The organism is Brachyspira hampsonii, assembly GCF_002214805.1.
In the GTDB taxonomy this organism is placed as follows: domain Bacteria; phylum Spirochaetota; class Brachyspiria; order Brachyspirales; family Brachyspiraceae; genus Brachyspira; species Brachyspira hampsonii.
Window position 1 is genome coordinate 1,949,814 of sequence record NZ_CP019914.1, and the last position, 20,628, is coordinate 1,970,441.

Sequence of the window (20,628 nt, forward strand, 5' to 3'; positions counted from 1 at the left end):
AGCTGCTCGTTTATTGCTTTAATTATCAAAGCCTCTCTGATATTTATTTTCTTTTATTATTGCTAAGCAATAAACTCACTTATAATTAGCTGACAACTAAAGTTATCAGCTGCTCGTTTATTGCTTTAATTACCAAATCCCACTCTGATATTTATTTTATTTTTATTATTGCTAAGCAATAAACTCACTTATAATTAGCTGACAACTAAAGTTATCAGCTGCTCGTTTATTACTTTAATTATCAAATCCCACTCTGATATTTATTTTATTTTCTTCTTCTTGAATCTTTCTTTTCAATTCTTTATTTTCCAATTTTTTATTATTTCTATTTTTTAAAATTTCAAAGAATACTATAATAGCCCTTTCACTTGGAGGATTATATTTATGTATTATTCTTCTAGTTTTTGACTCTTTACCTTCCTTATCAGTTTTTATTTCTCTTATGATTTCCTTACTGTAGTAGCCTAATGCTTTTTTTATCAATGCATTTTCTATTTTTATTTTAGCATCTAAAAAATATTCTTCTTTTGCTTTTCTTATTTTTTTTACTAAGCTCTTTTTATATTTTTTGCTTGATTTATTAATATAGTCTTTTAAGTCATTATAGTTTATATTTAGTTTTTTGCTTATTTCTTCAAATGTATGGTTATATTCTTTTATAATTTCGTATATTTCTTTTTCTATTTCTTTATTATATTTTTTCATGACAATACCCTTTAAAAAATTATGCTATAAAATAATCAAAAAATATAAGTTATTATCAGCATTTTATAAAAAAGTATTGCTATAAATAATAATTATTATATAATAGAAAATATTAATATATTATGGACTATATGATGATTAAAAAAATAGCAGTATTATATTTATTTTTATTATTTTTAATATCTTGTAATGCTAATAGCGATGGTTATACATCCGCATCTGCAAAATACAAAGAAGCTCCAAGAGATAGTAAAGGCTTAACTAATTTTACAGGTATTTGGCAGGCAAAATTTCCAAATAATAATTGCAGTATTATAGTAGAAAGTACAGGAAATGTATTATATAATGATTTTTTGGCTTCATCTATAGAAGATTTAGGAAATGACAGATATAAAATGAATATATCTGCAGATAAAAATTTTTCTATTACATTGAAATTTAAATCTGATACTGAAGGAACAGTTGAAGATGATAATTTTGGAGTAGGAGTATTGACAAAATCAGAATGATAAAATCTTTATTTTAGTATGAAATTTTTTATTCTTCTATATTATCTTCGGCATTTTCTTCTTCATTATTATTGTTATCTTCGTCGTCGTCTATCATATTGCTTGATACATAATCTCTATTTAAGAAAAACAATGTTATAATAATTTGAAAATATGTATTGAATATATATAGAACTATCATAGCAATAAAATATGATAATAATCCCTCTCTGTTTTCTGTAGAAGCTGGAAAAATTGTCATAGCAAATACTTGCTGAAATAAGAATATGAATCCTAATAAAAATAATGTTTTAAAAAATTTAGGTTTTACTAAATAATAAGAATATTTTAAAGCATCTATTCCCCAAGTATGCCTTAAAGAACAAATATTTTTAATAAATACAAAAAACACTATGAAAGCAATACCCGGAACAATGAAGAAACTAGCTCCTAAGAATACCAATATAAAATATATAAAAGTGGTAAATATGGTAGGTAATAAAAATTTAAAACTTTTTATGATAGCCCAAGTGGTACTTTTAATATTTCCATAAATTAATCTTTCTACTAATAATGACACAGATATAGCAGAAATAGTGTCTAAAAATAAAGAAAGAAATATGTTTATATAAAATCCCATAGTAACATCATTTTTGAACCAATTAGCTAAATCTTCAATAGTTTTTAATTTTTCAGGATCAAATGTACTTATCGGAAAATAGATAGCTGTTAATATCAAAGGCATACAGCATATTAAAGAAAGTATAATAAAATTAATAAAATTGTGTTTAAATAAAGAAAAAGAAATAGTAAATAAATCTAAAGTTTCAAAATCTCTTTTCTTTAATTCATTTCTTAATGAAAACATATATTTCCTTATAAAATTAAAAATGTACTTCTTATTATCGTATAATTATATATATAAATTAAAATCTCAAAATAATTTTAACCTATAGTAATTTAAATTACAAATATATTTTGGAATAATAATTTTAAATTGAATATCATGTTATGAAAGTTTTGAGCTTTAGTTTAAAAGTGTATATCATATAATGAGTCATGCATAATATTATTTAATAAATTAAAACTATATAAAATATAAAAGTTTAGTTATAAATAGATATCTGACATTTTATTTTTTATAGCTGTATTACCCCGCCCGCCCACCCCTAAATTTATTATAAAAATCATGCAAATAAAAAGACTAGGCTTCATTTAGAAAACCTAGCCTTGATTAACTAATAATATTTTTAATAATTATTTTGCATTAATAGCATCTATTATTTCAACACATTTCATATACATTCTAGGAATATGGAAAGGTCCTTTATACATATTGCCTTTTAAGTCGGTGGACACTCTTCCGTCTCTGTGAAGATATCCAAACCATTCACCGTATTCTGTATCAATGAATTTTTTAGTATATTCTTTTACTGTATCATGTTTTTCTAGATACTTATTATCTTTAGTGAAATAGTAGCAATATAAAGCGGCAATAGCAGCTTCAGTTTGAGGCCACCAAAATTTCATGTCATGATGATATTCGCTTTTAGGCTTTCCAAGTACATCCATATATTGTATAATACCGCCGTACTCTTTATCCCAGCCCCATTCCCACATCCAATCAAATATTTTTATTCCTAGGGCTTTTAATTTTTCATCATGTCCTCTTTCTATAGATTCTCTCAATATAAACCAAGATGATTCTATAGCATGTCCAGGATTTAATAATCTTCCTTCAAAGTGATCTTGTAAAGTACCGTCTGGATTGCATTGTTCTAATACTGCTTTTTTATCTTCATATAGGAATAATTGTATATTGGAAAGAAGATTATCTATATATTTATTGTAATAATCTTTATTTTCAGGATCAGCTTTTCTTAATTCCTGAACAGTAGCAAGCATTATCATAGGAGGTCCGAAAGCTATAGTAGGTCTGTTAATGGCATTAAATTTTGGTATAAGAAGTCCTTCTTTCTGATATCTGTCTATATTATCAAGTATTTCTCTAGCCTTTTTAGCATAGCTTTTATCTCCGCTAGCTCTTGAATATGCTGCCATAGCTATGAGACAGAATGTTTCTGAGTAGTAGTATCTTAATCTTTTTATGATTGCTTTACCGTCTTCAGTTACTCTGAAAAACATTCTTCCATCGCCCTCTTTATCAAAACAGTATTTTTCTAAAAAGTCTATTCCCAATTTTGCCGCTTCTAAATACTCTTCTTTTTTTTCAAAATCAGCATAAAGAGTAGATAATACCCAAGCGAATCTTCCCTGAAACCATACAGATTTATCGCTTTCTATAAGGTTTCCTTTTCTGTCTAAAGCAGTATAGTATCCTCCATGCTTTTTATCAAGACCGTTTTTAAGCCAAAATGGTATAACATTGTCTTTTAACATGTGAAGATACTCATTTTTTACTTCGTTTAAATTGCTCATAAAAAAATTCCTTAAAATCAAAATAAGATTTTCTTAAAAATAATATGTTAATATTAACAGATTGGTATTATAAAATCAATAATAAAAAATATTTTTATTTCATAAAAGTTGACTATTTTTTAGATTTAGCATACAATAAGTTAGATTAATCTAACAATATAAAAATAGGAGTAAACATATATGACAACTTTAGAATATATTAATACAAACGAAACTATATATAATTTATGCACTAAATATCCGCAAATTAAAGAAATTTTATTTGATTTGGGATTTGATAAGATAAAAAATCCAATGATGTTTAATACTGTATCTAAGTTTATGACTTTGAATAAAGCTATCAAAATGAAAGGTATTGACAGAGACAAATTAATAAAAAAATTTAATGAGCATGGTTTTAATTTTGAAAGTGATAGGAATGAGATATTGAAATCACTTATAGTAAAACTTCATTGCGGTGAAAGTATAGAAAAAATTAAGAGAGAATTTGAAAATAAGTTAGTTAAAGTATCCGCTGAAGAGGTTCATAATGCTATGCATGAGCTTGTTAATAACGGCATGAGTATAGATGAGGCTAAAAGATTTTTTTATATAAGAACACTTGTTTTAAAAGATGCTATGGATAATAATACAGGAATTAATTATAAGGCTATAGATATATTTAAAGAAGAAAACAGATATATAGAAAAATTATTAGATGAAATTATAGTAAATGATAATATTAATTTATTAGAAGAGCTTTATAATAATATTAATAGACATTACATAAAAAAAGAAAGTTTATTTTTTACAGCTTTGAAAAAATATGGCAATGATGAGCCTTCAAAAGTAATGAGTAAAGTTGATAGAGATATATTAAATGAGTTAAAATATATTATTTCTTATTGTCAAAAAAGTAATAATCAAATTAATTTTGAAAGTATAAAATTATTAAAAGATCATATTTCAGATATGATTTTCAAAGAAGAAAATATATTAATACCTCTTTCGGTTTCTGTACTTACAAAAGAAGATTTTGATAATATACAAATTAAGTACGGTAAAAATAGTTAATGTTTTTGCATATTCTTTTTTATGAATAATAAATATTTAATTGACTATTAATATATATACTATATAATTTGAACAGTTGGAGTTTATTATTTATGGAAGAGAAAAGTATTTTATCATTTATAAAAACAGTATCTAATATGCCTCTTGTAAAAATAGATAAGCATAAATATTTGGTTAGTACATTTGCTTCAGAATATCCTTCTATTCTTCAGGATATATTGGAGAAAGGAGCTTATGATGCAGGAGTACCATTAAATATAATAGAAGCAAAATCAAGAGAAGCTATTAATTATGAAATAGGTAAATCAACAGCTATATCATTTGTTTCAGGACTTCCGGGAGGTATTATTGGTATAGGAGCGGTTCCAGCAGATACGGCACAATTTTTTGGGCATGCTTTAAGGATAGTACAGAAGCTATGCTATATATCAGGTCTTCCAAGTTTTACTTTAGGAGATTCAATGACAGATGATGAGGCTTGTCTTGCTGCCGTATATATTGGTGTAATGTTTGAAGATAAAGAGGCTATATTTGCTTTAAACAGTATATGGAAAGCTATAGCTGAAAAGAGTGCAAGAATAGGTTTTAGAGTAACTTCTGTAGTTGGATATGCGGTTGTTTCAAGCATATTAAAATCTATAGGTATAAAAATAAGTTCTAAAGGTTTTATGAAATCTGTTTCAAAGGCTGTACCTCTGATTGGAGGAGCAGTATCTGCAGGTTTTACATATACTAGTTTGCAGAAAATGTCTAACAGACTTTATAATAAAATTAAAGAAAGCAAATATTCAATAAGCTGATTTTAACGGATAATTTATGATAAATGATAAAAATAAGAAAGAAGATTATGTAGAAATAGATGAAGAAGATATAGAAATATTGGGTGAAGATGGAATATACAGAAAGTATGAGGTATATAAAAGACATCAAAATAAAAATAAGCTGAAATTAAGATATTGGCTTCCTTTTGTTGCTGCGGTTATTTATACTTTATCTCCTATAGATTTAATTCCAGACAGAATACCAATAGGAAAATTAGATGATATACTGCTTTTGGTGATATCATTTATTTACGGTATAAAAAAGGCTAATTTCTCTTATAATCCTATAATCAATGTTATTATTAGAAATATTATATTATCAATAACTATTACTGGATTTGTTATGATGATTATCATATATATACTTGCTGTATTATTATAATAAAATTAAATTAAGGAGTTCTATATTATGAATAGAATATCATCAAGCAATATAGCAAAATTAGAGGATAATGAGATATTTGTATTTGGGAGTAATACTCAGGGAGCACATGGAGGAGGGGCTGCTAGGTTTGCTATGAATTTTGGTGCTGTATACGGACAGGCGTTTGGACTTCAGGGTAGAACATTTGCTATACCTACGGTTGATTATACAAAAAGCGGAAAGATGGCTGTATCTGAAATAAAAAAGTATGTTGATAAGTTTTTAGCTTTTACATTGGAGCATAAAGAGTTAAAATTCTTAGTAACAGAAATAGGATGCGGTATAGCGGGTTTTAAAGTTGAAGAAATGGCAGAGCTTTTTAGAGAGGCTTTAAAAGATGAATATAGTAATGTTTATCTTCCAAAAAGGTTTGTAGAATATTTAAAATCATAATAGTATCTATTTAGGGCATATATTTTTATTTTATTGTTTTTATATACGCACGTAGAATAAATACAAAAAATATATATTAATTTTCAATTCAAACTTTATTATATTATAAATTTTACTAACCGTGCGTTAAGCTAATTCTAAATGAAATAAATGTTTGGGCGGGTGCTGTAATTTTTTATTTATGCTTTAAAATAAAATTAATACTAAAATTCAAAATACCGCAATGAAAATATAGGGCGGGAAATTCTAAATGCACAAAAAGTGATAATTATAATTATTTTTAATTACATTTTTATAATTAATTTGTTATATTTTAATCATATAAACATAAGGAATGAAAATGAAAACAAAAATACTTCTACTATTATTTACTTTTTTGATATTAGCTGTTTCATGCAGTAAAAATAATCCTCTAGATTCTTCAAACAGCAATAATAACAAAATTACAATTGCAAGCTATGAAGGAACATATACAGGAAAGGCTCAATATGAAGTTATACCAAATGGAAGTCAAAAAGAAGAAGATGTTAGCTTAATAGTAAATAAAGATTCTGCAGTAAATTTTAAAACCTCATCTAAAGATTTTACTTTTAATAATGTTGTAAAGACAGATGATAAAAATTATAACTCTACAAAAACTGAAAGTAATTCTTTATTAATACTATCATTAATATTTGATGGAAATGGCAATGTTAATGTTTCTCTTATTATACAAGATACTAATAGCGGAACATCTGAAAAATATACAGCTAATAAATTGACAAAGACAGCTTCTTAATATGCAGGAAAAAACTTTTTTATTGTAATAACTTTTAAAAATCAAAAAAGCTCCTGTTTAAATACAGGAGCTTTTATTTATATTCAATAAATATTATTTTTTAATAGTTTTATTTCCGCTTTCTTTACTGTTCATCAATGCTTCTTCTGCTTTAAGCATTCCCTGAGTTTTTTCAATTTTATTAAGATTGGCATTATCAGTTTTTGAAACTTCACTTTGAACAGCAGAATTTATTTCAGCTTCAATAGCAGCCCTCATATCTCCAAATTCATTATTAACGCCGTCAGCATTATCTTCATCGCCTGAAGGTCTTATAATCTGAGCTTTATCAACCAAAGAAGATTCAAATACTTTAGCAGCCTCATCTTCGCTTTGAGCCTCTCTAACCTGAGAAACAGCAGCAGCTTCAGAAGCCATTAAATCACCGCTGGAATGTACTATCATAACATCTTCAGGACGAACAGTTATAAGTCCGTTTTCTGTTCTAACGGCAAGTGCCACTCCTGTATCATTTTCCATAACCATTTCAACAGGTCCTAAGAATATGTTTCCAGCCTCATCCATAACTTCAACACTCTTTCCAAGCATAGAGTATCCTGTTTGACTTGAATAAAATGTTTTCATGGAATCAAGATTTTTATTAACCTCTGTCATTTGTTCAACAGATGAGAATTGTGCTAATTGTGCAATCATATCTCTGTTGTCCATTGGAGAAAGAGGATCCTGATGGCTCATTTGTACTGTAAGGAGTTTCAAGAAAGCATCTTTACCCAAAGAATTTTGCGTAGGATCTCTCTCAAAATTATGCTGCAAATTGAAAGCACCTACTTCCTGTTTTAATATTTTTATTTCTTTATCTGACATTCTTAAAGCATCTGCTGATATCATTTATACACTCCTTCAAAGTTATTTCTTCATAATTTATATATATAAACCTATTAAATGAGTAAATTCAATTTCCTTTCAGGTACTATATATGCTTTTATATCGGCTTTTACTTCCTCTACATTATTATTATTTTCAGAAGCAAATCTATTTCCTATACTCTCTAATTCTTCTGAGAAGCCTCCGTCATTAGGCATATCCTGTCTAAGCATTACATCAAAACCTTCTATATTGATACCTATTTCGCTTAATGAAGTTATAACAGTGTCTAAATTTTTAGTGAAAATATCTTTAACATCTGCATTATCTACAAATATTTTACCTATTAAATTGTCTCCGTCCATACTGATCTTTAATCTTACTTTTCCAAGATATTCAGGATTAAGACTCATTAATACTTCGCTTTTACCGTTATTAACAGCAACTTGGGCTTTTTCTACTAATTTTCCCATTAAGTCTTGGAATTTTATCATATTATCAGTTAGATTTGTGCTGTTATGAGTTTTGGATACATTATTGTTATAATGATTATATCCTTTCAAATTAGCACCGTCAGCAGAATCTTTCATATTGATGATAGTAAGTTCTGCTCCTTTATCATCTGATATAGTATTATTTACACTGCTGTTATTGTTTTTTATTTCAGCAGCATCTTTTTTATCTGCATATTTATTTTCTATATTCATATCAATATTAGCATCTGCAGCAGCATTATTATCAATTAGCATAGCATTGTCTTCAATACTGATATCATTAATATCTTTTGTTTCTATATTTTTGTCATTATCTTTATTGGAAGCAATTTTTATTTCTTTGATATCGTCTGAATAATCAATATCTTTTACTTCAATATTGTCTTCATTCTTTTCAGCTAAAACTTCTTTTTTATCTTCGCTGCCGTCATTTTCTATCATAGCTTTTAATGCTTCCAAAGACTCAATTAAATCTTCTAATTCTTTTTTATCTTCTTCGCTTAATTCTTCGGCATTCAAAGATTCTATTTGTCTTTTAATATTTTCTATTTCTTCAGTCTTTTTTGTATTTTCTTTTTTATCTGCTTTAGCTAAGATATTTTCTTTGGCATCAGCTGTATTAACTTCTTTTGCATCAGCTTTTTTATCATTAGAAGTATTTTGTAAAATGAGTTTAGCTTTTTCTTTTGTTAGGGCCAATTTTTCTTTAGATGATACATTTTCATTGCCTGAAGCCAATTTATCTGCTTTTTCTTCTATATTATCTTTATTAGATGAAGCATTTAATTCTTCTGATTTATTTTCTGCTTGTTCTTCTTTTGTATCATTTACTTGTTTTGCATCTTCTGACTTATGATTATCTGAAGCTGCATCTGCCTTTTTTAAGGTATTCTCATCAGATGAAGAAGATTTTTCTTCAATAGCATTCAAATTATCATCAGCATCATATTCATTATAATCGTTATAATAATCATCATAACTATTATAATTATTTTCTTTGTAATTTTCTTCAGTATTTAAATGCCTTTCTATTTTATTAGAAACACTTGAAGGAGCAGAATAATCTGTCTGTGTTTTATTTAGCATATTAGCAAAAGAATCATCATAGCTGTAATTATTCAAATTATAAGGGCTATTATTAGATGAAACATTAGTATCTACGAAAGATAATAAGCTGCCTAATCCATTTACCATAATTTACTTCCTAATTATTAGTTTATTACTATATTAATATTCGGAAGTATAAAAATTTACTTTATAAAAAATAACATAATATTTGAAAAATTATTTTTATGTTTTATAATGTTATTATGCTTAATATAAATAATAAATATTTAAATATCATAACAAATAAAAACAATACTCAAATCAAAGATGGAGATGTAGTAAGATACTCTATAATGAGGAAATTGGATAATGATAAAGCATTAATAAATGTTATGGGCAATAAATTAATAGCATTATTTAAAAACGGTATGACAGATAAAGGCTTTGCTTTGGTTAGTAAAAAAAACGGCGAAGTAACTTTAACAATACTTAAAAATGCTGAAAGTTTGAAGGAAGCAAGAGAAAACATACAAAACAAGAACAGCTCTAATGTTTTACTTAATATAACAGAGAATAATTCTGAAATTTCATCTATGCTGTCTCAAAAAGGCATAAAGCCTAGTTATGAAAATATAAGATATTTTGAAACACTACTTAAATACCTTCCGGATTTAGATAGTGATAAAAAAAAGTTTATATTAAATGCAATGTCTAACGGTGTATATTTAACGGTAGAAGAAATAAACTCTTTAGGAAATATTTTTAAGCAGTTTAATGATATAATACACTCTATAAAAAACTCTAACAAAAATACTGAAATAACCGAAATATTACTAATGCTTGCTAATGGTGTTATTCAGGGGGATAATAATGATCCTAATAATTCTATTGCAGAAAATTTAAATAACTATATAAATACAAATGCTAGTTTTAATATATGGTTTATGCTCTTTGATATGCTTCATGGCGAATTGTCTTCAGATAATTTTAATATGATGATGCTTATGCTGAAAATCCTATCTGCAAATAGAAAAAATAGAAATTTTCAGGAAACTGCATTTATGATTCCTATACCATTTATTATAGACGAAGAAATTAAAGATGTATTATTATATATTAGTAAAGATGAAAATAATGAAAATAGATTAATATTTGTTATTTATGATGATAATAAAGAATTATGCAAAATAGATATAAGTAAAGATGAATATGATAATAAATATTTGATTGCGGTGAAATTATTTGATAAGAAGTTATTTAATAAATTAAATAGTGTGAAAGAGAATATAGATAAAGAGTTAAGTGTTTTTGATAATATAAAAATAAATTATGAAGGCTAAGTAAATGAATAAAAATAATAAGGATATAAAAAATGCTGCTGCTTTATTATATAATAGAGAAGTTCATAATGCTCCTATACTCATATCGAAAGGCAGCAATTACTTAGCAAAAAGAATGGTTGATATTGCAAGAAAGCATAAAGTACCTGTGGTTTCCAATGAGGATACGGCTAAGCATCTTATGCAGTTGGAAATAGGAGAGGAGATACCTTATTCGCTTTATGAAGCTGTGAGTATAATATTAAAATATATATATAAATTAAAGGCAGAATAATAATGGCAAAATTAACTAAAATAAATATTCAGGATATAAAAGCAAAAGCTGAAAAGAAAGATATATATTTGTATAATGATTTTCTTGCATCTACAGGATATGTAGCTTTAAAAGAAGATGATATGCAAAGGTTTAAGAAATGGGATATTAGCGAAGTATTTGTTGAAGATAATACTTCTTTAGATATGGAAGTATCTTCTGATTTCGATAAATTTTTAAGGGAATATAAGGTATTTAAAAAAATATATTTAAATGTCATTAAAAAAGTTAGAAATAATTTAGGTGGATACAAAAATAATAATTTGGTTAATATTAATGAACTAAATGAAATTTTGGACGAAATATTGGATATAGTTAATAGGAATTTGAGCAGTGTACTTCAGCTTTTTAATTTAACAAATTTGCCTAAATCTGATGAATATTATGTAAGATCATTAAATGTTTCTTTAATATCGATGATTATCGGAAGAGCTATGAAGTTCTCTGAAAATAGAGTAAAAAAATTGGGAATAGGTGCTATCCTTTATGATATAGGGCTTGTAAAAGTTCCGGATAAGATTTTGGACAAAATAGGTAAATTTACTCCGGAAGAATATGCAGAGATAAAAAAACATACTGTTTACGGATATAAAATTCTTAAATCTAGTTTTAGATTTGAAGAAGATTTGGCTATGATATCTCTTATGCATCATGAGTTTTATAATGGTAAAGGATATCCTAGAGGACTTGCCGGAAATCAGATAAATTTATATTCAAAAATAGTTGCTATAGCACATGCTGTGGAAAAAATGCTTAAACCTATGAGAATAGCATCTTCTAGTTCTAAAGCAAAAGATAATAAATCTACATTTAGCTTGATGCTTGAAAAGAGCAATGAAAATAAAAAGAAAGATGTAACATTATGTGATGCAGTCAAAGAAATTATGCATGGTGCAAATACAAAGTATGATCCTAATATATCAAAAACTTTTGTAAGTATATTTACAGTATATCCTATAGGTTCTATAGTTTTATTGAATGATAAAAGAAAAGGATTTGTTTTTGCTGCTAATCCTAATTTTCCTATAAGACCTATAATTAAAATAGTATCCAATGAAAACGGTGAGTTTATGGAAGATGGAGAGACTATCAATTTATTAGAAACTAATCAATTGTTTATAGATGGTGTTGATAAAGATAATAATTTTTTAGAGGAGGTAAGAACTAAAATATTAGATGCTGAAGAAAAAAAGTAATATTAAAAAATGGCTAACAAAAAAACTATAGGCAATCTAGGAGAGGATATTGCCTTAAAATATCTCGAAGAGCTTGGTTTTTCTCTTTTAGAGCGGAATTTTAGAGGAAATAAAACAAGAGGCGAGATAGATTTAGTAATGACAAAAGGAGTTGTTATTGTGTTTATAGAAGTAAAATATCGAAGACAAGGAAGTTTTGGATATGCAGCTTACTCAATATCTGAACGTAAGAAAAGAAAATTATACGAAACAGCTGAAGAATACTTAATCGAAAAAGGATTAAGTTTTAATCAAAAATGTTCCTTTGGGGCAGTTTTAATAGACGATACCCATTATAATCGTGAAATATCATTTATAGAAGATATATTTATTTAGGGGTATCGACATGAAAACAGCAGTAAAAATTAACCCTGAAAAAATAGATCTATATAAGAAAAAATTAAAAGACGAAAAGTATATAGATAAGGCTATAGAAAGCATGGCTGGACACTTGATAAGTTATGTAATAGATTAATAATATAGTTAAAGGCAGCGATAGATTTGTATGAATATAATAGAACGAGGAAAGACTACTCTTTTACTTGAGAGCGAGAATCTGAGAGATTTATCTGATAAACTTGACAGTAATTTTGAAAATGCAGTAAAAGAGTTATTTAATATCAAAGGCAGAGTAATAACTTCCGGAGTGGGAAAGAGCGGTCATATAGCAAGAAAGGCAGCTGCTACTTTTGCTTCTACTGGTACTCCGAGTTTTTTTGTTGATCCTAATGAATGTATGCATGGTGATTTTGGTATGATTACTAAAGAGGATTACTGTCTGCTGTATTCTAAAGGAGGCGAATCCCGTGAGGTTATAGAGCTTGTAAATTGGCTTTGCCGTCAGAATATACCATACATTGCTATTACAAATGATATTAATTCTACACTTTCTAAGAATGCTAAAATTACATTGCTTACTCATGTTAAAGAAGAGGCTTGCCCTCTTAAATTAGCTCCTACTGTAAGTACAACTGCTTCTTTAGCTTTATCTGATGCTTTGGCAACTGCTTTAATGGAGCTTAGAGGATTCAGAGCAGAAGATTTTGCAATATTCCATCCGGGAGGAAGTTTGGGAAGACAGCTTGCTAAGGTTAAATCTATTATGCATACTGAAAATTTACCTATAATTAAGACAGATACTTCATTGCAGGACGCTTTATTTAAAATCATAGAATGCAAACTTGGCATAGCTATCGTTGTTGACGAGAAGAATATTTTAAAAGGAATTATAGTAGACGGAGATTTAAAAAGGCTTCTTGTCAAAGATGATGATATAAAAAATATACTTTCCAAAGAAGTTAAATATATTATGAATACTTCTCCTAAAGTCATTTATGAAGATACTCTTATCGGAGAAGCTTTGCATATTATGGAAGGAAAGATCACTAATTTAGTAGTGGTAAACAATAACAATAATCCTATTGGTATAGTGCATATACATGATATTTTGAAGATAAAGGCTTTTTAAAAAATTAAACCGCACGGTAAATAATATTCTAAATACAAATACATTAACAATACAATTCAAATTTCATCAAATAATAAGTTAAATCGTGCGTTAAAGAGATTGAAAATCCAATCAGCACTTGTTTTCCAAATTCCAAAATAATTTAAATTTTAATCACATAAAAAGCAATAAAAAATGAAGTGCGTGGTATGAAAATAAAGTTAAAAAATTTTTTTATATCAATTTTTTGTCAATGCAGTGTTAAACCTTTTTAAGTTTCAAAAATACTAATTTTATGCTTAAAATAAAATTAAATATTAAAAAGTATGGTATTGTATATTGATTTTATTAATATTATTTATATGCTTAAATAATATATAGTTTTATTTTAAGGATTATATAATGAGGTATTGGATATTTAAACTTGGTAGTAAATATCATAAAGATAGTATAATAAAATATGCTCATAATAATAATTACTGTTGTTGTCAATTTGAATATAGGATAGATAATAGTGATGAAGAAAAAAAACATTTTCAAAGATCTAGTTCTGTTACAAGTAATTGGAAATTTCTAAAAGAAGTAAAAGTAGGTGATATTATAATATCAGGTCGTTCAAACTTAAAGTTTGCTTGGGGATATGCTATAAAACCTAGATTTGAAAATACTGAATTAGAAAAGAAAGTTGCAGATTGTAATAAAATTATAAAGGAAAAATATAATGAATTTCGTTCTGATAATTATCATAGTTATGTAGAATTTGAAGACTGCGAATGTTTTTATGAAAATTTAGAAGATGGTATAGGAGAATGGGGACAAAGAATAGATGTGGATAAATGGAATTATTATGAAAAAGGTGCTATATGGTATCCTACTAGCAGTAATTATAAATATAACACTATATATGAAATTACTAAAGAAGATGCTCTAAATATAGTAAGAGCATTAAAAGATGACCATAATTTTGAATTTTAAGGTTATGCAATGAGGTATTGGGTATTCAAACATGGAAGTAAAGATTGGGGTGCAGATATAGTAAATCAGGCTTATCAAAATAATTATTGCTATTGTCAATTTGAATACAGAACAGAAAATAGTGATGATGAGAGAGTAAGTTTTCAAGACACTGGTGCTGTTACAAAAAATTGGAAATTTCTAAAAGAAGTAAAAGTAGGTGATATTATAATATCAGGTCGTTCAGATTTAAAGTTTGCTTGGGGATATGCTATAAAACCTAGGTTTGAAAATCCTAATTTAGAAAAGAAAGCGGCAAATTGTAATAAAATTATACAAGAAAAATATAATGAACTCCGTTCTGATAATTATTATGGTTATGTGGAATTTGAAGATTGCGAATGTTTCTATGAAAATTTGGAAGGTGGTACAGGAGGATGGGGTCAAAGAATAGATGTAGATAAATGGAATGATTATAAAAAATATGGGATATATTATCCTACTAGCAGTAATTATAAATATAACACTATACAAGAAATTTCTAAAGAAGATGCTTTAAATATAGTAAGAGCATTAAAAAATGACCCTAATTTCCAATTTAAGGAAGATGTAATGGAAGACTATAAAAAGTTATTAGAAAATAATTACAACCTCATACTCACAGGAGCTCCAGGTACAGGAAAAACCTATTTGGCTAAACAGGTTGCAGCTAAAATGATTTTTAGCAATAATAAGGAATATGCAGAAGATTTGGAAGATGATGATAATTTCAAAAATCAATGCAAGTTTGTGCAGTTTCACCCTTCTTATGATTACACCGATTTTGTTGAGGGATTAAGACCTATTAAAGATATTGACGGAAAAATTGGATTTGAAAGAAAGGACGGAGTTTTTAAAGAGTTCTGCAAAAATGCTTTACAAAATAGAAGCAGTAAGTTTGTATTTATAATAGATGAAATTAATAGAGGGGAGATTTCAAAAATATTTGGAGAATTATTTTTTGCTATTGATACGGGATACCGAGGAGAAATTGGAAGAGTAAAAACCCAATATAATAATTTAATTAGTAATGATGAAACAGATGATGAATTTGAAGACGGCTTCTTTGTTCCAGAGAATGTTTATATAATAGGCACTATGAATGATATTGACAGAAGTGTTGAAAGTATGGATTTTGCTATGCGTAGGAGATTTGCTTGGAAGGAAATTAAAGCTAAAGACACACAATATATGCTTGATAATATTTTAGATAATGTGATATTAGTTGAAACTAAAGAAAGAATGAATAAGTTAAATGAGGCGATAGAAAAAATCGAAGGCTTTAATTCTTCATATCATATAGGAGCTTCTTATTTTCTAAAACTAAAAAATTATTATGACAATTCAATAGATAATAAAGAAGAGGCATTTAATAATTTATGGGAGAATCATTTGAAAGGACTTTTATATGAGTATTTGAGAGGCATGCCTGATGCTGAAAGTCAACTTGATGAATTAAAAAATGCTTATAATTTAATTTCTACTAATGGAAATGCAGCAATAATATAGAACAATATACTAATATAGATAATTAATTTAAAATTAATATGGTTTTAAATAATAAATGAATATAAATAATAAAATTATTAAATTAAAAGATAACAGTAAGAAAAAATTATTAGAAAATGATGTTAATTCTCTTAAAGAAATAGCAGGCAAAACTCTTTCTAGTATGAAAGATAATATTATAATATTTCCTAACTCTATAAAAGAAAGTAAAGATTTAGAAGAAGAAAGCAGAATATTTGATATTGTTAATGACAGTATATGCACTAATAATATAATGGGATTTATAAGCTATAAAAACACTCAAATAAAAATATCTTCAAGATTTGCAAATGATAATAATGATTATTTTCTGCATTACATGCTTATGAGAGTGCTTAATCTTAATATTATTAATTTGGATCATAGCAAAGATTATGATGATTCATTTGATTTTTTGATTTATATGTTTATTAGTTTTTTTAAAAAAGCATTAAGACATGGGCTTTTTAAACAGTATAAATCAGTAAAACATAATGATTGTCATATAAAAGGAACTATTGATATTAACAGATACATCAAAAATAATATTCCTTTCAATGGTAAAATTTCGTATAATACTAGAGAATACAGTTATGATAATAATATCACGCAATTAATAAGGCACACCATAGAATATATAAACACAAAAAACAGATATCTTCTAAATTATGACAATGAAATAAAAAATTATGTTCATCAGATATTTTATTCTACTTCTAGTTATGAGAAAAATAAAAGAGAAAGCGTTATAAATAAAAACTTAAAAAAATTATCTCACCCCTACTATTATGAATACGAACCTTTGAGAAAAATATGCATTCAGATATTAAGGCATGAAAAATTAAAATACGGAAGTAATGATAATACTGTATACGGACTATTATTTGACGGGGCTTGGCTTTTTGAAGAATATTTAAATACTTTTTTAATTAAAGAGAATTTTATTCATGCTGAAAATAGAAACTCAAAGAATGGTATTAAATTACTTAATAATGCTTGGAGAGTTTACCCGGACTTCTATAAATTATCAGATGATAATAAAAATAATATAGTGCTTGATGCTAAATATAAAAGACTTGACAGTAATGAAAATATAGATAGAAACGACAAACATCAAATAGTATCTTATGCTTATACATTTAATGCAAAAAATGCTGGATTTATTTATCCATTGGAAGAAACTAATTATATTGATAAAAATAGAATTACAAAAATAGGTTTTTTAAATAATATTTATAACAGTTATGCTAATAGTGCCATATATAAATATGCTTTGAAAATTCCTAATCAAAATTTCAATAATATAAAAGAATTTTCTGAAGCTATGAAAAATGTTGAAAAAGAATTAAAAGAAGATTTAAAATAAATTTTGATTAACGCACGGTAAATGAAATTTTAAATTTTATGACTATTTATAATCATGGTAAATTAATATTTTTAATTTTGTTTAGCGTGCGGTATATAGCTGTAAAAAATTAAAAAAATCTTGGGTGGGGAGCATAAATTACATAATAGAATAAAAAAGAAAAATATCACAAAAATAACAGTTCTGATGAATAGGCTAGAGGGCGGGCAAGTGTAGTTAATTTTTTTATTAATAATAATATGTTGTCAGCTATTTTTAGTCGAGTTTATAGATAGTAATAATAAGTAATTATTATTGCTTTTTCATTGAAAAAAAAACAATTTTATTATAAAGTATTATGAAATTAGTTTGTAATTAAAAATGATAGGAGAATAAACAATATGGTAGTAGAGCCAAAAATATTAAATAATATATGTATAACAGCTCATCCATTAGGCTGTGACAAAGAGGTAGAAAATCAAATTAATTATGTGAAATCACAGCCTAAAGTGAAATCTAATGTTAAGAATGCACTTATATTAGGCGGTTCAGGCGGATACGGACTTGCAAGCAGAATAGCTATAGCTTATGGATTAGGTGCTAAAACAATGAGCGTGTCATTTGAAAAAGAAGCTACAGCAAGAAGAACAGCTACACCGGGTTGGTATAATAATGAGGCTTTTGGTTCTTTTGCTAAAAAAGATGGAATAGAGGATAAAAATTTAATATTAGATGCTTTTTTAAATGCTTCAAAAGAGGAAGTTATTAAAGAAGCTAAAACATTTTTCAATGGCGAAAAAATAGATTTAGTTATATACAGTTTGGCAGCTCCTGTGAGAATGGATGAATCAACAGGAACACTTTACCGTTCATCTTTAAAACCTATAGGAAAAAAATATAATGGAATAGGTGTAGATTTTCTTACAGAGGAGTTATTGGAAGTATCTATTGACCCTGCCAATGAAGATGATATAAAATCTACTGTAAAAGTTATGGGCGGAGAAGATTGGAAATTATGGACAGATGCTTTGCTTAATGCTGATTTATTAGCAGAAAATGCTATTAATATAGCTTATTCTTATATAGGACCTGAAATGACAAAAGCTGTATACAGAGAAGGAACCATAGGAAAAGCTAAGGATCATTTAGAGGCAACAGCATATGAATTGGATAAAGAGATGCAAGATAAAGTAAAAGGACATGCTTATGTATCAGTAAATAAAGCAGTAGTAACTAGATCTTCAGCAGTTATTCCTACAGTTCCTCTTTACATAGGTATATTATTTAAAGTGATGAAAAATAAAGGTATTCATGAGGGATGCATAGAGCAAATGTACAGGCTTTTAAATGAGAAGCTTTTTAATGGCGGAGAAATACCTGTTGACAGCGAAAACAGAATAAGATTAGATGATTGGGAATTAAGAGAAGATGTTCAAAAAGAAGTTTTGGACTCTTGGAATAAATTGACAAAGGATAATTTGAAAGAAATAGCTGATTTAGCATTGTTCAGAAAAGACTATATGAATATGCATGGCTTTGATGAGGAAGGTATTGATTATAGCCAAGATGTGCAGATATGATTTAATGCTGTAAATTAATATTGATTATTAGTGAGGTTTGAATATGTTTTATATTTGAATCTCACTTTTTTCTTTATTGTACTATTTTTAATCCCGCCCTTTATCCTTATTGATATATTCTGCAATTTATATCTTCTATTTTTTTCTGTTTTTGAAAGAATTTTTTATCTTCCCGCCCAATTTTTTTATAATTTTAAATATAATTCACCGCACGTTTTATATAATTTCATATATAGAAAAAATTATAATTCACATTCTATGTATGAATATAAAACATTCAACGTGCGTGTAATTAATATGTTTATTAATCCTATGTTTTTTATTATATGCTTCTAATTTTGTTATTTATATATTAAATATACAAAAAAAATAATAATAGTGATAATTTTAAAAATTTTTTCAGTATAATAGTTGACAAAAAATATAATTAGTATATAATACGAAGCATTCCTTAACTAATTTGGAGTTGTAGCTCAGTTTGGTTAGAGCGCCTGCCTGTCACGCAGGAGGCCGCGGGTTCGAGCCCCGTCAACTCCGCATTTTATTTTAACATGGAGTGAATTACAATGCCTAATATAGCTTCTGCATCTAAAAGATTAAGACAGAATGAAGTTAGAAATCTTTATAATAGAAAAATTAAAAGTTTTTTAAATACCCAAAAAAAGAAAGTAATTAAAGCTGTAGATAGTAATGATAAAAATCTTGCTTCAGAAGAATTTAAAAAATATGCAAGTGCTTTAGATAAAGCTGCTAGAAAATCTGTTATTCATGCTAATAGAGCAGCTGTTAAAAAATCTGATATGATGAAAAAAATTAATGCTATGAATTGATTTTATTTTTTATTAGAAATACAAAGACTTATACATCTATATGTATAAGTCTTTTTTATTGCTTTATTTTATTTTTTAAAAAACATATATTTTTGTAAAAAAATATATATTTTTTATTTCTTCAGATAAATTTTTGTTATTATTATAATACTAGATTTAAGTTGTTTAATATATATAGCTTTTATAATAGTTAAGGGTAAATTAATCTATATTTTTTATTATAATATTATCGCTTCTAAATATGATTAAGCCTTAGATAAAAGGGGAAACCATTATGATTAATAACTTAAATTTTCTTAATAATAATTATGATGATTCTATGATATTGAACGATGAAGATTATAATTCCTTAATTCAAGAATATAATGATATTATTAAGAATAATATATCAGAACAAGAAAATAATATTCATTAAAAATATTGAGAATATTATAAAGATACCAGCTATGTTATATAGTTGGTATCTTAGTTTTGAAAATAGAAAAAATTCTAACATTATAATTATAAAATAC

General features: G+C 26.5%; 23 protein-coding genes and 1 tRNA gene. 19 read left to right on the forward strand and 5 right to left on the reverse strand.

Features of this window, described 5'->3' with window-relative positions; all coding sequences use genetic code 11:
- Positions 1-234: 234 nt before the first annotated feature.
- Positions 235-705, reverse strand: a complete 471-nt coding sequence (locus tag BHAMNSH16_RS08485; protein ID WP_069732287.1) for a hypothetical protein — start codon at positions 703-705, stop codon at positions 235-237.
- Positions 706-839: 134 nt separating this feature from the next.
- On the opposite strand from BHAMNSH16_RS08485, the gene BHAMNSH16_RS08490 reads away from it, so the two are divergent.
- Positions 840-1,214 carry a hypothetical protein gene (locus BHAMNSH16_RS08490; RefSeq protein WP_069732288.1) on the forward strand — a complete coding sequence of 125 codons (375 nt, stop codon included), beginning with the start codon at positions 840-842 and terminating at the stop codon, positions 1,212-1,214.
- Between the two features lie 28 nt (positions 1,215-1,242).
- Here BHAMNSH16_RS08490 and BHAMNSH16_RS08495 read toward each other — a convergent pair whose 3' ends face one another.
- Together BHAMNSH16_RS08495 and BHAMNSH16_RS08500 are read right to left on the reverse strand one after the other, a co-directional pair.
- The gene (locus BHAMNSH16_RS08495; RefSeq protein ID WP_069732289.1) at positions 1,243-2,061 is read right to left on the reverse strand and encodes a hypothetical protein; all 819 of its coding nucleotides are present in this window, start codon (positions 2,059-2,061) and stop codon (positions 1,243-1,245) included.
- Between the two features lie 389 nt (positions 2,062-2,450).
- Positions 2,451-3,632, reverse strand: coding sequence for an AGE family epimerase/isomerase (locus tag BHAMNSH16_RS08500; protein ID WP_008728562.1), 1,182 nt, complete (start codon positions 3,630-3,632; stop codon positions 2,451-2,453).
- Between the two features lie 180 nt (positions 3,633-3,812).
- On the opposite strand from BHAMNSH16_RS08500, the gene BHAMNSH16_RS08505 reads away from it, so the two are divergent.
- From BHAMNSH16_RS08505 to BHAMNSH16_RS08525, 5 genes are all read left to right on the forward strand, one after another.
- Complete coding sequence (locus BHAMNSH16_RS08505) at positions 3,813-4,685, forward strand: DUF438 domain-containing protein (RefSeq protein WP_069731634.1); 873 nt, start codon at positions 3,813-3,815, stop codon at positions 4,683-4,685.
- Between the two features lie 92 nt (positions 4,686-4,777).
- Positions 4,778-5,485 carry an EcsC family protein gene (locus BHAMNSH16_RS08510; RefSeq protein ID WP_008728563.1) on the forward strand — a complete coding sequence of 236 codons (708 nt, stop codon included), beginning with the start codon at positions 4,778-4,780 and terminating at the stop codon, positions 5,483-5,485.
- A 16-nt stretch (positions 5,486-5,501) separates the two neighbouring features.
- Positions 5,502-5,888, forward strand: coding sequence for a DUF1232 domain-containing protein (locus tag BHAMNSH16_RS08515; RefSeq protein WP_008728564.1), 387 nt, complete (start codon positions 5,502-5,504; stop codon positions 5,886-5,888).
- A 27-nt stretch (positions 5,889-5,915) separates the two neighbouring features.
- The gene (locus BHAMNSH16_RS08520; RefSeq protein ID WP_008728565.1) at positions 5,916-6,323 is read left to right on the forward strand and encodes an A1S_2505 family phage non-structural protein; all 408 of its coding nucleotides are present in this window, start codon (positions 5,916-5,918) and stop codon (positions 6,321-6,323) included.
- A 340-nt stretch (positions 6,324-6,663) separates the two neighbouring features.
- The gene (locus BHAMNSH16_RS08525; protein WP_069731633.1) at positions 6,664-7,101 is read left to right on the forward strand and encodes a hypothetical protein; all 438 of its coding nucleotides are present in this window, start codon (positions 6,664-6,666) and stop codon (positions 7,099-7,101) included.
- Between the two features lie 93 nt (positions 7,102-7,194).
- On the opposite strand, the gene BHAMNSH16_RS08530 is transcribed toward BHAMNSH16_RS08525, so the two are convergent.
- Entirely contained in the window at positions 7,195-7,989 is a 795-nt protein-coding gene (locus tag BHAMNSH16_RS08530) for a flagellar hook assembly protein FlgD (protein ID WP_008726899.1), read from the reverse strand.
- A 50-nt stretch (positions 7,990-8,039) separates the two neighbouring features.
- Positions 8,040-9,653, reverse strand: coding sequence for a flagellar hook-length control protein FliK (locus tag BHAMNSH16_RS08535; RefSeq protein ID WP_008726900.1), 1,614 nt, complete (start codon positions 9,651-9,653; stop codon positions 8,040-8,042).
- Between the two features lie 98 nt (positions 9,654-9,751).
- Here BHAMNSH16_RS08535 and BHAMNSH16_RS08540 point away from each other — a divergent pair, with 98 nt between their 5' ends.
- The 13 genes from BHAMNSH16_RS08540 (at position 9,752) to BHAMNSH16_RS14300 (ending at position 20,531) form a co-directional block, all read left to right on the forward strand.
- Positions 9,752-10,846, forward strand: coding sequence for a hypothetical protein (locus BHAMNSH16_RS08540; RefSeq protein WP_008726901.1), 1,095 nt, complete (start codon positions 9,752-9,754; stop codon positions 10,844-10,846).
- Positions 10,847-10,850: 4 nt separating this feature from the next.
- Entirely contained in the window at positions 10,851-11,120 is a 270-nt protein-coding gene (locus BHAMNSH16_RS08545) for an EscU/YscU/HrcU family type III secretion system export apparatus switch protein (protein ID WP_008726903.1), read from the forward strand.
- A gap of 2 nt (positions 11,121-11,122) precedes the next feature.
- A complete protein-coding gene (locus tag BHAMNSH16_RS08550; protein WP_008726904.1) occupies positions 11,123-12,355 on the forward strand; it encodes an HD-GYP domain-containing protein in 1,233 nt (410 codons plus the stop codon).
- Positions 12,356-12,364: 9 nt separating this feature from the next.
- Positions 12,365-12,730, forward strand: a complete 366-nt coding sequence (locus BHAMNSH16_RS08555) for a YraN family protein (protein ID WP_008726905.1) — start codon at positions 12,365-12,367, stop codon at positions 12,728-12,730.
- A 10-nt stretch (positions 12,731-12,740) separates the two neighbouring features.
- Positions 12,741-12,869 (forward strand): hypothetical protein, encoded by a 129-nt coding sequence (locus tag BHAMNSH16_RS14725; RefSeq protein WP_008721223.1) that lies wholly within the window; start codon positions 12,741-12,743, stop codon positions 12,867-12,869.
- A 30-nt stretch (positions 12,870-12,899) separates the two neighbouring features.
- Positions 12,900-13,862 carry a KpsF/GutQ family sugar-phosphate isomerase gene (locus tag BHAMNSH16_RS08560; protein WP_008726906.1) on the forward strand — a complete coding sequence of 321 codons (963 nt, stop codon included), beginning with the start codon at positions 12,900-12,902 and terminating at the stop codon, positions 13,860-13,862.
- Positions 13,863-14,243: 381 nt separating this feature from the next.
- A complete protein-coding gene (locus BHAMNSH16_RS08565; protein ID WP_069731632.1) occupies positions 14,244-14,816 on the forward strand; it encodes a hypothetical protein in 573 nt (190 codons plus the stop codon).
- A 9-nt stretch (positions 14,817-14,825) separates the two neighbouring features.
- Entirely contained in the window at positions 14,826-16,343 is a 1,518-nt protein-coding gene (locus tag BHAMNSH16_RS14585; protein ID WP_008732383.1) for an McrB family protein, read from the forward strand.
- A gap of 55 nt (positions 16,344-16,398) precedes the next feature.
- Positions 16,399-17,727: an McrC family protein gene (locus BHAMNSH16_RS08575; RefSeq protein WP_069731631.1), complete on the forward strand. Its 1,329-nt coding sequence runs from the start codon at positions 16,399-16,401 to the stop codon at positions 17,725-17,727.
- 380 nt (positions 17,728-18,107) lie between these two features.
- Positions 18,108-19,286 (forward strand): enoyl-ACP reductase FabV, encoded by a 1,179-nt coding sequence (gene fabV / locus BHAMNSH16_RS08580; protein ID WP_008732404.1) that lies wholly within the window; start codon positions 18,108-18,110, stop codon positions 19,284-19,286.
- 462 nt (positions 19,287-19,748) lie between these two features.
- A tRNA-Asp gene (locus BHAMNSH16_RS08585) sits at positions 19,749-19,823 on the forward strand.
- 29 nt (positions 19,824-19,852) lie between these two features.
- Positions 19,853-20,116, forward strand: a complete 264-nt coding sequence (gene rpsT / locus BHAMNSH16_RS08590; protein WP_069731630.1) for a 30S ribosomal protein S20 — start codon at positions 19,853-19,855, stop codon at positions 20,114-20,116.
- A gap of 274 nt (positions 20,117-20,390) precedes the next feature.
- Entirely contained in the window at positions 20,391-20,531 is a 141-nt protein-coding gene (locus BHAMNSH16_RS14300; protein ID WP_164071389.1) for a hypothetical protein, read from the forward strand.
- The last annotated feature ends 97 nt before the right edge of the window (positions 20,532-20,628 follow it).

What these genes read in the sequence shown, in the direction of transcription:
- BHAMNSH16_RS08485 (WP_069732287.1), bottom strand. Translation starts at nt 705, where the DNA reads ATGAAAAAATATAATAAAGAAATAGAAAAAGAAATATACGAAATTATA.
- BHAMNSH16_RS08490 (WP_069732288.1), top strand. Translation starts at nt 840, where the DNA reads ATGATTAAAAAAATAGCAGTATTATATTTATTTTTATTATTTTTAATA.
- BHAMNSH16_RS08495 (WP_069732289.1), bottom strand. Translation starts at nt 2,061, where the DNA reads ATGTTTTCATTAAGAAATGAATTAAAGAAAAGAGATTTTGAAACTTTA.
- BHAMNSH16_RS08500 (WP_008728562.1), bottom strand. Translation starts at nt 3,632, where the DNA reads ATGAGCAATTTAAACGAAGTAAAAAATGAGTATCTTCACATGTTAAAA.
- BHAMNSH16_RS08505 (WP_069731634.1), top strand. Translation starts at nt 3,813, where the DNA reads ATGACAACTTTAGAATATATTAATACAAACGAAACTATATATAATTTA.
- BHAMNSH16_RS08510 (WP_008728563.1), top strand. Translation starts at nt 4,778, where the DNA reads ATGGAAGAGAAAAGTATTTTATCATTTATAAAAACAGTATCTAATATG.
- BHAMNSH16_RS08515 (WP_008728564.1), top strand. Translation starts at nt 5,502, where the DNA reads ATGATAAATGATAAAAATAAGAAAGAAGATTATGTAGAAATAGATGAA.
- BHAMNSH16_RS08520 (WP_008728565.1), top strand. Translation starts at nt 5,916, where the DNA reads ATGAATAGAATATCATCAAGCAATATAGCAAAATTAGAGGATAATGAG.
- BHAMNSH16_RS08525 (WP_069731633.1), top strand. Translation starts at nt 6,664, where the DNA reads ATGAAAACAAAAATACTTCTACTATTATTTACTTTTTTGATATTAGCT.
- BHAMNSH16_RS08530 (WP_008726899.1), bottom strand. Translation starts at nt 7,989, where the DNA reads ATGATATCAGCAGATGCTTTAAGAATGTCAGATAAAGAAATAAAAATA.
- BHAMNSH16_RS08535 (WP_008726900.1), bottom strand. Translation starts at nt 9,653, where the DNA reads ATGGTAAATGGATTAGGCAGCTTATTATCTTTCGTAGATACTAATGTT.
- BHAMNSH16_RS08540 (WP_008726901.1), top strand. Translation starts at nt 9,752, where the DNA reads ATGTTTTATAATGTTATTATGCTTAATATAAATAATAAATATTTAAAT.
- BHAMNSH16_RS08545 (WP_008726903.1), top strand. Translation starts at nt 10,851, where the DNA reads ATGAATAAAAATAATAAGGATATAAAAAATGCTGCTGCTTTATTATAT.
- BHAMNSH16_RS08550 (WP_008726904.1), top strand. Translation starts at nt 11,123, where the DNA reads ATGGCAAAATTAACTAAAATAAATATTCAGGATATAAAAGCAAAAGCT.
- BHAMNSH16_RS08555 (WP_008726905.1), top strand. Translation starts at nt 12,365, where the DNA reads ATGGCTAACAAAAAAACTATAGGCAATCTAGGAGAGGATATTGCCTTA.
- BHAMNSH16_RS14725 (WP_008721223.1), top strand. Translation starts at nt 12,741, where the DNA reads ATGAAAACAGCAGTAAAAATTAACCCTGAAAAAATAGATCTATATAAG.
- BHAMNSH16_RS08560 (WP_008726906.1), top strand. Translation starts at nt 12,900, where the DNA reads ATGAATATAATAGAACGAGGAAAGACTACTCTTTTACTTGAGAGCGAG.
- BHAMNSH16_RS08565 (WP_069731632.1), top strand. Translation starts at nt 14,244, where the DNA reads ATGAGGTATTGGATATTTAAACTTGGTAGTAAATATCATAAAGATAGT.
- BHAMNSH16_RS14585 (WP_008732383.1), top strand. Translation starts at nt 14,826, where the DNA reads ATGAGGTATTGGGTATTCAAACATGGAAGTAAAGATTGGGGTGCAGAT.
- BHAMNSH16_RS08575 (WP_069731631.1), top strand. Translation starts at nt 16,399, where the DNA reads ATGAATATAAATAATAAAATTATTAAATTAAAAGATAACAGTAAGAAA.
- fabV (WP_008732404.1), top strand. Translation starts at nt 18,108, where the DNA reads ATGGTAGTAGAGCCAAAAATATTAAATAATATATGTATAACAGCTCAT.
- rpsT (WP_069731630.1), top strand. Translation starts at nt 19,853, where the DNA reads ATGCCTAATATAGCTTCTGCATCTAAAAGATTAAGACAGAATGAAGTT.
- BHAMNSH16_RS14300 (WP_164071389.1), top strand. Translation starts at nt 20,391, where the DNA reads ATGATTAATAACTTAAATTTTCTTAATAATAATTATGATGATTCTATG.